The organism is Pseudomonas syringae pv. cilantro (genome assembly GCF_001293775.1).
GTDB lineage: Bacteria > Pseudomonadota > Gammaproteobacteria > Pseudomonadales > Pseudomonadaceae > Aquipseudomonas > Aquipseudomonas syringae_P.
Genome location: NZ_LGLN01000067.1, coordinates 24,125 through 37,935, shown reverse-complemented (window position 1 = coordinate 37,935; position 13,811 = coordinate 24,125). Strand labels below are relative to the sequence as shown.

The following is a 13,811-nucleotide window of genomic DNA, read 5'->3' as shown; positions in this document are numbered from 1 at the left end:
ATTGCTCGCCAGAGATGCCTCGCTAAATCAGATCCTCATTTTTTTCTAGGTGGGGTTCGTGGCGCGGATACGATGATATGGATCAGGCCGTATCTTGGAAAGGATTGATCAATCTGTAAAGCCTAAATGCCCGGAAGGCTAAGTTGGCCGTCAGGTTTATCCGTTAATTGTGCTCAGCATCGTGTGGGAACGACACATGACTTGTTGACGAATTGCTCTGACAGATTCTGGTTCTTTTATTGAGATCTGCCAACCTGAATATAGGCGCCTCTGGACAACCCAACTTTCGATTAGCAAGGTGCAAATTTTGCACATTGCTATCCGACCCATGCTTTGGATTTGTCAACCGCTAGGCGTTTCACCTGTCACCTATGAAGACGTGTGCGGTGCGACAACCTAGCGCCTCGTGCTTGAAAACGAATTCATTGAAATGCGCTTCAGGAATGCCGATGTTTATCAGGAGTGGGCATTAACCGGAAAAAACCGTGTCCCATTCCCGTCACTGGGCATGCGTTCCAAGTATAACGCTTTTCTCCCTACGATTAATCCAAGCACGGCACGTCTGTCCTTTCGTTTGACAGCAAGCTTTCGCCACTCAGTTAAATCAGTGCCGGACGGCGAAGGGTAGTCTTGAGGATGCGTATGCCATTCTCCAACGTATCTGATCAAGCCATTGCTATCAGCCCACCGTTTTTGCGCGATGTGCTCATGTAGATCCGTCATACGCTCGAAAAAAGCTCTAAACCGCCGGTCAAACTTCGTGGGTATTGTAGCCTCGACGATTTCAAGATGTGACCCACGGACATAACCAAGTAACAGGCCGCCCCCCTCCAAATCTGACGCACCCATCTGGATATGGCGTTGGAATACATCAAGCACCTCAGGATGGATATAAATCAGATTACGGCCTTTATTAGCGGACCACTCAGTTATGAAGTGCATGCTGGGCAGTCCTCTACCTTCGGGGGATTGCAATCAGGTGAGGCAAGGGTGTAAGCGTAATCCGTGATCTTGGTTTGCAGTGACGGCGAGGTCTTTCCGTTCGCCCAAGCTAAAGCCATTTCGGCTCCCAAGGCTGCGGCCTGAACTGATACGGTCATCGGGAAAGGCACGTATAAACCTTCGCAGCCATATCCGGCCATCACGTGGGGTATCCCCCCCTCGACAGTCGGGAATTGGCCCGCTTTGATATGTGCCGAGAGGCAGCGATAGCATGCAGCATTTTCGCTGCATTTTAGAAGTGCACGGACAGCTGTTCCTGGCCCCTCAATCCAAACGGACAGCATAGGAACTGACGAGGCGTAATTAGCTGCTAACCAGTGCCCAAGCGCTTCCTCTCCAGTGGCATCAATCAGTAAGTCAATGTCACCTAAATGCGCATCTCGCACGTTCACTTCAAGACCACGGACTGAGATTCCAGGCGCGTCGTTTTGAAGCATCACGCTTAGCCCAAATGCCTTATTGTTGAACGAAAATGGCAATCCCAAACGATGTCGACCAACGTTCTCCGGCATCAACAGATCAAAATCAATGAGCGTGAGATTTCCACCGGCAGTACCAGCACCGGCTTTGACGAGCATATCTGCCAGATATCCGCCAATAGTTCCGCACCCCACCAACGCGATCTTCAAACCAGTCAATGTTTTCATAGAGGGAATGCTTCGCTGAGCGATATATTGATCATCGATCCGGATTGCCGTCAGTCTCGTGACACGAAAGCTATAAAGCCTTTCAGTCCCCCTCGCCTGCTTGAATTTCTCTTCGTCCAAAACGGACTGATCGAAATGCACTTGAAAACCATAATTCAACAGTGGGGACTTGATAAAGATTACCGTGTCGCCGCTTTTTTTCTTGTAGGCCTCGGCAACACGCTGTTGTATTTTTTTGGCACAACTCTTATCCAATTCACGCTGCCAGTTGATGATGTCTGCGACGGTCTGCGGGGGCCAATTATCTTGTCTTGGTCGCGGTTGCGCAGTCGTACCGACCACGTAAGCGAGCATCAAGAATCTTTTCGGGTTGAAATGCATAACGTTGATTTTGACTACGGTACGCTCTATATCATCCGTAATCACTGGAGTGCGCGCCCCACGATGAGAAGCCACATAAAAAGCAGGTACTTCACCGCGCTCTAGATTTTGAACGTCAAAAACGCAGATCTGGCTGTACCAATGAACGAAAAATTCTTCAACCAGGTCTTGAACCATTTCGCCCCTGATGATGCGTCCCAAAACGCTCTCAGCTTCAGCTAGACACCTAAGTGTTTGGCCTATCGGGTCGAATATATCAAGGACGACCGTGCTCGGCGCGAGATAGCACAGCCAGCCGTTGGCACCCAGATGAGGGGTGACAGGACTCAACGTCGAGGGCAGTTCTTTGAGCCTGACCACTGGTAGCGCAAAAAAGGTGGGTTCCACCGTAAAGTCGCACCTAAAGACTCCTTCGGCCGTTCCGAGTGGCCCCTCAAACTTCACCCATCGATCAGGCGTTCTCCCAATATATGTGAATCCTCGGGATTGCATTTCCGAAATAAGATCAGGCAGTACCTCACCCATCGGCTATCCGGCCTTGGTACGGCCAACCAGCTCACTCGCTGAGGCCTGTGCGGGTACCGCAGCGATAGTCGCAGCGACGGTCACTTGTTTAATTCGGCTCGGGCGATTAGGAAAACGAGGTCCGAACATGCTGATCATCCAATTACACGCGGTTGTCTGGTCGGAGGCATTCACAGCGCCATTGAGATAGTCTTCGAACATCTCAAATTTCTCTGCTGCGGCCTCAAGCTCGTCTGCGGGGAGACGCCCACTTAGGCTTTCATCGTCGTTCACAGGGTTACTAACACCATTGCGTAGCGCAGCGGGCAGCCCCTTTAAAACTTCGAGAAGAGCCAAGTCATCTCTCCTATCCATTTTTGTGAACAATGGAGCGGCAGCGGCCATAAGCAGGATGGAGGACGGGCCTCCTGTTCTCCATTGCCAATCACGAAAAGCCTTCAGATAGCGGACCACACGACGCAGCTGTTCCCCCTTCGCTTCTACTTCGTCAACAAACCAGTCCTTCACTGGCCTTGGATCAGAAGCTATCCAATCTTCCTCCCGGTGGGCTAAAAGCACCTCATCCGAGGGAAGCATTGTCCAAGAGTCAGCCCGCCTGACGTTTACAGCGTCCATAAAGCAGTCATAACCATAGGCATTAGCCGCTCGCTCAAGCTTCTGGTACTCGTCATCAGGTATTGAATATAAGGGGATATCAATATGAGCTATCGCCGATATCTCGATCCGGATGCAGGTTGGCTTGTCAGTCACAAGCTTCCAGTTTTCGCTTCGCTTAGACTCGACCAACCTACCCAATGCTTCTTCGGCAGCTGCGAAAAAAATCGCGCTCGCAGCACTAGGCCGTTTGCTGCCTTTTAAAAAACTGATTGGAAGATAGGCGCCGTCATCCACGTCAGACTGCTGTGGGGGCAAGTGAGCTGGGCTATTGAGAGTCTTGTACGCCCAAGACCCTTGTGTGAAGAAGCGTGGCTGCGGAATGTCCCCTTTATAACCCTGCTCAATCAGCACTCTAGGGATTCCGTGCCTCAGGCACTGCCTGACTTCGTTTTTCGCTGACGTAATCTGTAGACGTTGTGAAGGTGTCAGCTCCAGCGCGTTAAGCAGACACAACTCCTCTTCGGAGGTGTTGAACAGCGGTGAGAGATTTAACATTGAAGACCCTCCGAGTTTTTGTTGGGACCGTGGTAGAACGTGGGCGGCGTTGCATGGTGGACACGGAACTGAGGGAATCGACGATCACCCAACGCGCGTTGAGCAGCGGCGGTTCCACGATCCCGGAGAGTGTTCGTTGATGCCAAGGACACATCGTCTAGCGCTTTCACATCGCTGCTTTGCTGTGGGGTGACTTGGTCATCAATTTTGAAATAGTTGTCGCCTAAAGACTGGGTGAGCATGTAATCCACAGAGGATTCTTGCGCCGAGATGACAAGATCAAACAGATTGCTCCCCCACCCGATTATTCCTTGGTCTAGATCCTTTCCCCCGCTCACTGTGGCGCCAACAGTCATTGTGCCTACGGCTAGTACACGGACCCGAGCGTTTTGATTTGGTGCAAGAAAGGTACGAACTTCGTGTAATCCAAAAAGCCCAGGCGCATTCCCCACCAAGCCACCGTCAACAAAAACTCCGCGCTCATTTCGGACTGATGGAAAATACACTGGGGCGGCGGATGTGGCCAAGGCGACATCTACTACGCTCATGCGGTGATCAAGCTCGAACGATGGATGATGCGGCGTTTTGAAAAATTGACCGCGACCAGTTGTGTAGTTGACAGCAGGTATAAGCACCCGATGCTTCAAATGCCCCATTGTAGTGTCGCCAAACCGGTGCTCCAGCACTGAGCGAAGGCCAGCGTTTGAGTGTTTGGCACGAGTCAGGAAACCGAAACGCTTACGCATGAAATCGCGCGAGCCAAAGATCTGCGGACCTTGGTCTTCGAACAACGACTTCAGCTCAGTCGCGGGAATCTCACTGGCTAGACCAAGTGCTAGCAACCCACCGGCTGAGGTGCCGCAGATAAGATCGAAATGAGAGGCTATAGGACGACCGAGCACCTGCTCTAACTCTTTCAGAATCGTCGCTGTGTACAGCGCCCTGTATCCACCGCCAGATAAGGCGAGCACGTGATATGTAGGTAATTCCTCACCGCTATCCATCCTAGCCGCCCCCTGAAGCAACCAAACCAAAATGCCATCTACCACATGTGGTGTTTCCTACAAAGAGAAAACACTATATAGAGGGTACAGGAATTTATTAATGGATCCAAGTGGGGCGTAAACTCGCTGATGCAGCGCCAAGGATGCTCCGATTAAATTGTCACGCTGCGGTTGAAAGCCGTAATTTTTAAGGAACACAGCGCTATTTTCTGAAAACGGCCTGATGCAGCGTGCATCGAGAGCGTTTTTGCCCGGTTTTCCGTGTCATGCGCGCAACCCCCCTTTCCCCATCAGTCGTTTTGGAGCCATCCACAGGTCCGACAAGGCAACAGCGTGGTCAGCGGGGCCGTGTTTTTTATCAGCCCAGGAAAGCGTAATTTCACGTAACCAAACAGGCGTTTGACGACCGGAAACGGATATTCAACCTTGGCGCGTGTCTGCGCTTTGCAGTACTCGATCATGCGCTTAGCTTTGTACAGCAGGCTGCGTTCTGCTGCCCCGAACCGCGATATGCCAGATCACGTTACGATTTTCGTGCTCTTCACGCTTCTCGACACCGGTGTAGCCAGTATCCGCATAGACAGCATTTTCTTCCCCTTGGAGCAGTTCGGCGACTTGGGTCACATAGACCATGTTGGCGGCGGTGCCATGGACGTGATGAACCAGTCCAGACTCAACGTCAGCTCCGATGGGTGCCTTCATACAAGAGAAATATTGGTTACATTTCTTGGTCTGATTCATCTGGGGATCGCGCTCGCCGTCTGTGTTCTTGGTCGAACTCGGAGCATGAATAATGGTAGCGTCGACAATGGTGCCCCGGCGCAGCGACAGGCCTTTTTCCTGCAAATATCTGATGGCCGCGAGGATTGCAGGCGCCAGTTGATGCTTCTCCTGAAGGTGCCGGAAGTTCATGATCTTGGTGTCTTCCGGGATCGACGCACTCAACGTCAGGCATGCAAACTGGCGCATGGGAGTGATTTCGTAGAGCGCTTATTCCATGGCCGGATCGCTCAGGGAGAACCAGTTCTGCAATAGATGAATGCGCAGCATGGCTTCCAGCAGGTAGGTTTTCTACGGCCACTGGCCTTGGGGTAGAACGGCTCGATCAGGCCGAGCAGACCTGAACAGGGCAAGACCTGATCCATCTCGGCAAGGTACCGCTCGCGGCGGTTTTTTGCGCTTACCGGAGTACGAGAAGTCGGAAAAGCTCATCTGGCTCGTAGGCAGCTCCGATCAGGTGGTCAGGCGATTTTCGCATACCCGGGACTTGTTCGGAGAATCCCTAACGCAGGCTGAATTCAAGTGGATTTGTAAAAATTAGCGGTTACCCGTTGTATGGAAATACTTAGGTTAAGATCGATTATTTAAAAAGCTCTCCAGAAGCTTCCACGCCGCTTAGTAGAAATAGCAATTAGAGCTATAAATCATATTGCTCGCAAAGAGACTTACCGTTATTCGTTCAGTCGGAACTTCATGAGCGGGCCGTCTTTTAAGAAATCTCTAACACCATGAGTCACATTGAGAATCTCTTGATAGTCACTTTCAATGTCTCGCTCATTCGCCAAGAACTGCTTCAGTGAGGAGCGTCCCAAAGCGGCCTTTATAGACTCAGTATAAGTTGAAACTTTGTCATCCCAGTATCTATTACCCTGCTCATCATTCTGAAACTTAGGCGATTTATCTGTACGATCGAAGGCAAATGCCCCTCCAGACATGAAAAATATCATTCTATTGGAGGGTAGATGATAATTTGCCGAACGCTCCGAAACTGCTTTCATTATCGTACTCAACAGAAATGAAGATCTGACAAGACGTTTCACAAAATCCTCAAAATCTTTAGGCTTCCTATAGGCAGCCGGAAGAGCTTGTACCCAAAGTCCAAACATCGTTCCCGCATTGAAATCTGCATCAAGTTCAAGCGCTCTCATCTCGTCACTACTAGCGTTGCGATTATGAAAGTAGTAATCACAATGGCCATGTATAACATGTGCCAACTCATGAAAATAGAGCAGCAAACAAACATCTAGTGCCAGCCCTAACGCCTCCTCTCCTACCTGCGACGACTCCGTCACACTTGGGAAGAGACTCTCAATCGAGGTTGCGCCGCCAGAGTATTGAGTTGCCAATACCGCAGTTGAACTATTTTCTTGTAGAGAACATAACTCAACACTTGTAGAAAGTGCGATCAAAACCGTGCCAATAGAAAGTTGTATTTGATAACATCCCTCTTTGCCACCAGCACGTGCCAAGAAATTACTAGAGGAATAAAACTTCCTTTCTATAATCCAACTTTTTCTTTTGAGCCTATGCTCCTCCAAGCCAGCATCTAAAAACTTAAGCTCTTGGTCTAACTCACGAAGCATAATTTCCGCGAGTTCTAAACGCGCGCCACTAAAGCCTTGAGTCGTAAAATGCTGCAATATATCCTCCCCCTGTGGATAGCCGTGCAGGGGAGCAGCAAGAGAATCGTCAATTTCGCCATCTGATAAATACATCAATATTGGAATTCCGTCTATAATCAAGGAAGAAACCATCAGGAACCCATCGCACCGGGTGCATGGACACGCAATCTGGGAAACACACCTGTCTTCAATCCATGATCAAAAACCTTCATGAATGCCTCCATAAACACTTCCTCCCCCCCAAGATGACGAGTGTATTGGTGAAGTTCGTTGTACGATAAGGTTATGCAGGGGACCCCTGTAGCCTCATACACCTCTAACATGGGCGGCGTATATTCATCGTAATCGTCACTGAACAGCTCTTTAACGACGATCAGCCCATACAACTTTTTGCCTTCCAAACTAATAGCTACTTCCTTTCCACCAAGCTTGATTATCACTGGGGAAGTCCGCCTAATATAACTTATAGCTCCCTTAACCTGAGCCATCCCTTTTTTCAAAGCACCGTTTGTAGTTTTTCTTTTTCGCTCGATAGTATTATTGATTATTCGTTCTATATTGGGACTATCCTTGGCTTGCACTATCAAAACACTTGAATCAGAGACAACTAAAACATCAGATATCTCTTCATTGTCGTAAGTGCGAAGCGGCGAATGATAAATATCACAACTTTCGAATGAACGTCGCAGAAGAACGATAATTTCTTTTTCCTGGAAATCTCCAGGTTCTTCACGCTCTAAAGTAACGAGGCTGTATCCTTTGCTACCATGAAACGCATGGTTTTCAGGCATCGCGTCAATAATGAGCATGTCTTCTGGAATGACTGAATACTTAAGATCTACTTTGATCGCTTCTGCATCGTCTTTGGGGCCGCTATGATGAAACCAATCCGAAATTGCGTTCAACACTCGACCCTGATGTATATCTTCCAGGCTTGGAAATACAGCACTCATCAGCATATCGCGGTGTTTTTTTGTAAACTTAAATTCTGCGCGGTAACCAAGCATCTCTCGGCCAAGCTCATCAAAGAAATGCACATCCACTTGGGGCGAGAGAAATAACGCTGCTAGTTGCCGTGCGTGAAATTGTTTTATAAACGCACCGCCAACTAGTATCGGGTGCTGATTATCATCGAAAAATGCTGCTACAAACCCCAAAGACTGAAATCCATCAACGTCATATGGGATGAGGTATATAGAGAAACATTTTCTCACTTTCGCGGCAAGGATAGTTTCTTTGGTCGCCTTTACGATCAGCTTCGGAATTGAATCCGCTTTGGCAGTGAAGGGCATTAGCCCTATGGTCAACTGCCTTACAATCCAAGGCACTTTAGGATACAAAATTGATAGCATGCGAGGTTCTCCCTGATAGCAGAAAGCATTAGCGATGACGGATATTGTCGAATCCGATTTCGCCCGTTTACGTCATCCGAAGATCACATGACAGTAAGTTTTCCTTCAAAAGAACACCTCGCAACGTTTGACGCATGATATGCCCCTCGACACTGGCGTTGATCAGATTCATCAAGACCTCCTTCATCGCTTCGGTTGTGACTTATTAATCGAAGTCTGGAAAGACCGTATCTGGGTATGCGTGCATCAGCATCTGGATCTCGGCAGAAGTCGCGGCCTCGCTGAAAGCGTCGACGTCCCTTCGTATTCTGCTCGGAAAGAAAAAATTGTCACGCAGTTCTCCTTTTTTTGTTCGAATCCCAGCCAATGCGTAATGGCATGCGCCGCTTAGCGCCGCTTAAATGACGCAGGATCTCGGCGGCTCACGAGCCTTGTGATGATCGCTTTCAAGCCTAACCCACTGGCCGCCTACCTTCTGAAAAGAAGATTTCTCGCCGCACATTGCGGTGCCTAACCTAGCAAGAATGCACTATTTTATGGATTCGGTCGTTATGTCGACGATGTAGTATCAGATGAATATCAACTGGCGACTCCATGACTGAAATCACGTACATTAAGACGAATCCGAAGGGCTGCCCAGCATTGAGCACCTCTGTAATGTGCCCTGCGGTGAGTTAATTCCACTTTTTGGAGCTTAAGATGTCTGAGGCACAAATAGAAATTACTGCCAATAATAAAAACGGAATTGCAGACGAAGGAGAAAGAGGGGACTGTGCCCTCTGCGATTCTAAAAATATAATATTGAAGGAATCACATAGCGTCCCAAAATTTGTATTCGACTGGTTGAAAATCACTTCAGCTACTCCTTATATTCGATGCAGCGACGATGTCAACATCCGTCACCAAGATGGTCCTAAAGAATACCTACTATGCGGAAACTGTGAAGGCACCCTTTCAACCCTTGAAAAAGAGTTGGCAGAGCAGCTGTTCAAAAAAATCGCTAATTATCGACAACAGAGCCCAGTCATAGTAGTCACAGAAACAATGCAAGTCGCGGTGCTCTCAATTTTTTGGCGGGCCCTTCTTACCACCAAGAACCGTACAAATAATCGCACAGAGGAGGATAGTCAAAAGCTTGAGGAAACTCTTGCTTCAATGAAAGCTGACATTATTGCGAACCGGTGTTCAACCAAGATCTATTTCACACCATTTTTTGGAGAACCTCCCTACTACGACTTGTCGGGGCCGGTAGTTTACTCAATAGAGCGCTCCATCGGCGGACAAGACATACGTTTTTTTGATGAGCCGCATAGATTTTTCGCTACCTTTAAACTGCCTTTCATGTACTTTCATATTTTTGACGATGGCTGGTCAGCGGCAGAAATCGCAAAATCGACAGAGTTCGCCACAGGAAGCCTTACACTAGCCCATATAAAAGAAATACCTGATGTACTAAAACACTACCTCCAACACCTGCACGATAGCTTTGTCGCGTCAATACCGTCAATGGATGAAAAAAACCTAGAACAAATAAGAAAGGATGTAGCAAAAAACAATACTATCTCAGGCTCAGACAAATCCAGACGTCGTTCAGAGCTGTGAGTCTTTTTTCAACTACACTACATTAATAACCATTTGAGGTAATTGTGCGCTGTTTATTCTGCAAGGAAGCGAGTCATAACACCAAGGGTGTCGAGCATCTAATTCCCGAATCTATAGGAAGCAAAAAACTGGTCCTTCCAAAAGGACTGGTTTGCGACAAGTGCAACAATTATTTCGCTAGAAAAGTAGAAAACCCCGTACTTTCCCACCCTTCGATAAGAAACCTAAGAGGTTGGTATCAGGTCCCAAATAAGAAGGACACTTACCCATCCGTATTGGGATGGATTGCTGGAACTAATATAGGAATTAATTTAAGAAAAGGCGCAGATGAAAAATTACAAATCATCGCTGAAAAGCTATCTGAGCAAAAATTCGTTGACGCACATCTTTTCAATATAAATACAGATTCCGATTATTCACCATTTTTATTTAAGATTGAGATTGATCCACCCCAAAAAGAGATGTCTCGTTTTTTAGCGATGATGGCTTTGGAAGCTTTGGCTCTGCGCTATCTGAAACTAGGAGACGTCAACGTTATCATCGACCATCCAGCTTACGACTCAATTAGACGATTCGCTAGATACGGTGAAGGCGTAAAATATTGGCCTTACCATCGGCAAGTTCTTTTTTCGATGGATGCACAAATAAAGCACCCAGATACAGGCCGGTGGTGTCAGGCTGGTTTTGGACATGATTTGATTTTTACTCCTCACCCCGAAACATACTTTACATTTTTACTGTATGGCGTCAATTTCACTATCAATCTAGGGGGACCCTCAATTGATGGATGTGGATTGTGGCTTCAAGAACATGATCCGCTAAAACGCATCGGGGCAAAGTTGATAAAAAAGCTCGTTGACGGAAAGGAAGTAGATTTTCTTGAAGGTAGCTTTAGCTCTAACGCTGGAGCCAAGTATGATCGAAAGGCTCAGCTGATGGAAAAGAAATCTGTGTAGAGCACACGTCCCAAGGAAAAGCAATCGACAATTGAAATGGAATAAATACAGATGAGCTTTGATTTACTGTCGGTCCCGGAAGGATACCAATTGGATTTAGCGCTGGTTATCGCGCCTTACGTAGACGTTAAGTTCATGGATGCGCTGGTTAAACGTATGAATCCCCGGCGGCTTTGTTTGTTAGTGGATGATAGTGTAAGACCCGAGGACCTACAAGGTTTCCATAAAGCTCGCCGCAAAGGTGTAAAGCTTGAGATTCGTCTAGGACGGGCGGCAGGCCTCATGCACATGAAAGCCTTTTATTTCGAATTCATCCGCGAGGAGGCACCGAAAAGACGAAAGCGGAGATTGTTATTCGGTTCGGCAAACGCTACGAATGCAGCATTTCTCGGCAGCAGGAATGCGGAGCTGATCGCAGACCTCGACTTAGCTATTCAACACGATGCGGATATTGCAGATTATTTCTCTGGAATCCTCGCAACCTTCAATACGGAATCTACGACGGTGATTGAGGGTGCGGAGATCTGGCCGAGTCAAATGCCTAAGCTCTACCTTCCAAAATTCAAAAGCATTGTGCCTAGCGCGATGCCTTTTGGATTCGACACCTGGCTGCAACGTGGCCTGCTTGCCGCTCAATATAGAAACGCCCCGCAGTTCGCGATATTGAGTATTCAGCTAAAGAAGGCGTTACCTCAAGACATGGTTGCAAAGATCTTCGCCAGTCGCAGCTTCACCGAGAAAGGTGATCGAGACATTGTACGGTATGGCTACATGAACAGCAGCAGCGACATCGCTGTGGATGAAGCTGAAATACCTCGTTGGAAATCTCGGTATGGCGTCTGGACCCATTTGGGCGACTGGATTTCATATGAATGCTACAAGTCACATGGTACACGCATGAAGTCGAAAGCATCATCTGCCCGTCATGCAAAAATATCCAAGCTATTAGGTCGTGCTCATGATGCTGGTTGGCGTCGGGAAAAGATTGATGCTTTGTTAGGAGCGCTAGCGGAGGTATGGAAGGATTTGGAGGCATCTGGAGTCATTCCCAGTCTTTACCTCGAAAGCAAAAACGGAAATTTGAACTCAACCTTTTATGAGCAACGACTGATACAAAAATTAGAGCAGGATCTTCATCTTGCCCAAGACGAAGACTTTAAAAATCGATATGTAAACGGGTACGACTTTCCGGACGTTCCACGGTTTAGGCAAGATGTGATTGCATGGGAACGCTTTGTATACTCCTGGTGTGAGTCGATTGCAGTTGAGGCGGTAAAAAAACTAACACCATCGTTAGTAGCTCAACGAATCCGCCATGCTATGGAACACGAGGGGCTTAACCTAATTGATTTGGAGCCAAAAGAAATCGGTAGTTTTTTGAGAGAGAACTGGGAAAAGGGCTGGGAGGATTATGATATGACCTTGGGCGAGTGGATCATTGCCTACCATGAATATAGCTGACCTAAGCCGAACCAACAAAGTAAAGGAGTTCATTCGATGCTTTTCTTGGCGCAAGTAGCGGAAGAAATTAATAAAAAGTCAAAATCATATAAAGTCGGAAAATTACAAAGCATTCGAAAAAAATCAATAAATTATCGAGGACTCCATCCAGTCAATTGTTCGATCAAAGAACTGTGTTCGAAAACTGGGGATGGCACTATGGAGGAAGGAAAGAGCTTCAGTTCAATATCGGCATTGAGGGGGAGTTTGTAAGGTACGGGGTCGCTTTTTCCCTAGAGTGCAGCCAATCGCTTCCCAACATCGATGTGCTCGTTCCCAAGATAGCGCGGTTTAATGAGTACCTAAACGAGTTCTGCGAAAACTTTTCTGACTTGCGTATGTGGCATTATGAAAGTGATGTCCGAAGCTCTGAATATATGCCCTCCTCCATTCCTCAGGAACGAGTGAAAGAGGGTGTGTTTATATTCCTTGGAGCAAGATCAAAGAAGAACGCTGTCGACTATGACCAGATACTAAAAATTCTTGATCGACTACTTCCAATCTATTTATTCACAGAGGGAGAAGTTTCTGAGATAGCTTTAAAAAATAGGCTGTACGATTTTAGGTTTAGTGCTGGTTGTACAAAAAAACCATCGTATACCTCTGGTGTACTAACCCAAAGAGAACTGGATATTCAACTGAGACATAATGATTATCAAAGCAAACTCTATATAGAAATGTCAGATTTATATGGGGAAGACAATGTTGGTACTGAGATATATGCCAATGGCTTAAGCATAGACTTGGTAGTCAAACAGGGGGAAAGCTATTGGTTTTACGAAATTAAGACGGCGTCCACTGCCAGAGCCTGCATTCGACAGGCACTCGGACAGATAATGGAATACTCGTACTGGCCTGGTCATCAACGCGCCGCTAAATTGGTTATCGTCGGCTCAGCGGTGGCTACCGCGGAGGAAACTTCTTACATTGAGTATTTGCAAAAAACATTTAGCCTGCCACTCGAATACAAGGCGGTTAGCTAACAATCAATCCAATGCTTCATTTTTAGAAAAAATTTTGCATCAGCGTGCCTAGCAAGGCACGTTTACAATTCATGCTATTTATCTTTGAATAGAATGCACCCATCACAACCCTAGACAGGTATCCCATGAAGCCAGTTCCCCATGTGAATAGTCGACTCACCAATGATTGGAGACTACAAACATTCACTTAACTAGCAGAAGATTGGGTATCTCCTTGGTCTGGAGTTCCGTACCTAAGGGTACAAGTATCACAGTGTCTTCTATCATTGGTTTAACTAAAAGAAGCAGCTTACTATTCCCTACCA

10 protein-coding genes and 1 pseudogene are annotated in these 13,811 nt (G+C 47.3%); 4 read left to right on the top strand and 7 right to left on the bottom strand.

Features of this window, described 5'->3' with window-relative positions; translation table 11 throughout:
- Positions 1–456 precede the first annotated feature (456 nt).
- The 7 genes and pseudogenes from ABJ99_RS17405 to ABJ99_RS17375 form a co-directional block, all read right to left on the bottom strand.
- On the bottom strand, positions 457–942 hold the full coding sequence (locus tag ABJ99_RS17405) for a Mov34/MPN/PAD-1 family protein (RefSeq protein WP_054086878.1): 486 nt from the start codon (positions 940–942) through the stop codon (positions 457–459).
- Entirely contained in the window at positions 930–2,555 is a 1,626-nt protein-coding gene (locus ABJ99_RS17400) for a ThiF family adenylyltransferase (protein WP_054086877.1), read from the bottom strand. The genes ABJ99_RS17405 and ABJ99_RS17400 overlap by 13 nt, the downstream gene beginning before the upstream one ends.
- A gap of 3 nt (positions 2,556–2,558) precedes the next feature.
- The gene (locus ABJ99_RS17395; RefSeq protein WP_054086876.1) at positions 2,559–3,707 is read right to left on the bottom strand and encodes a CBASS cGAMP synthase; all 1,149 of its coding nucleotides are present in this window, start codon (positions 3,705–3,707) and stop codon (positions 2,559–2,561) included.
- Complete coding sequence (locus ABJ99_RS17390; protein WP_054087078.1) at positions 3,701–4,711, bottom strand: CBASS cGAMP-activated phospholipase; 1,011 nt, start codon at positions 4,709–4,711, stop codon at positions 3,701–3,703. Before ABJ99_RS17390 ends, ABJ99_RS17395 begins: the two co-directional genes overlap by 7 nt.
- A 264-nt stretch (positions 4,712–4,975) precedes the next feature.
- Positions 4,976–5,923 (bottom strand): annotated as a pseudogene (locus ABJ99_RS17385) (IS5 family transposase).
- A gap of 239 nt (positions 5,924–6,162) precedes the next feature.
- The gene (locus ABJ99_RS17380; RefSeq protein WP_054086875.1) at positions 6,163–7,245 is read right to left on the bottom strand and encodes a hypothetical protein; all 1,083 of its coding nucleotides are present in this window, start codon (positions 7,243–7,245) and stop codon (positions 6,163–6,165) included.
- Entirely contained in the window at positions 7,245–8,465 is a 1,221-nt protein-coding gene (locus tag ABJ99_RS17375; protein WP_054086874.1) for a hypothetical protein, read from the bottom strand. The genes ABJ99_RS17380 and ABJ99_RS17375 overlap by 1 nt, the downstream gene beginning before the upstream one ends.
- 699 nt (positions 8,466–9,164) lie before the next feature.
- On the opposite strand from ABJ99_RS17375, the gene ABJ99_RS17370 reads away from it, so the two are divergent.
- From ABJ99_RS17370 to ABJ99_RS17355, 4 genes are all read left to right on the top strand, one after another.
- Positions 9,165–10,067: a hypothetical protein gene (locus ABJ99_RS17370; protein ID WP_054086873.1), complete on the top strand. Its 903-nt coding sequence runs from the start codon at positions 9,165–9,167 to the stop codon at positions 10,065–10,067.
- A gap of 44 nt (positions 10,068–10,111) precedes the next feature.
- Positions 10,112–11,023: an HNH endonuclease gene (locus ABJ99_RS17365; protein WP_160320692.1), complete on the top strand. Its 912-nt coding sequence runs from the start codon at positions 10,112–10,114 to the stop codon at positions 11,021–11,023.
- 51 nt (positions 11,024–11,074) lie between these two features.
- Positions 11,075–12,484 (top strand): phospholipase D-like domain-containing protein, encoded by a 1,410-nt coding sequence (locus ABJ99_RS17360; protein ID WP_054086871.1) that lies wholly within the window; start codon positions 11,075–11,077, stop codon positions 12,482–12,484.
- A gap of 173 nt (positions 12,485–12,657) precedes the next feature.
- Complete coding sequence (locus ABJ99_RS17355) at positions 12,658–13,506, top strand: hypothetical protein (RefSeq protein WP_054086870.1); 849 nt, start codon at positions 12,658–12,660, stop codon at positions 13,504–13,506.
- Positions 13,507–13,811 lie beyond the last annotated feature (305 nt).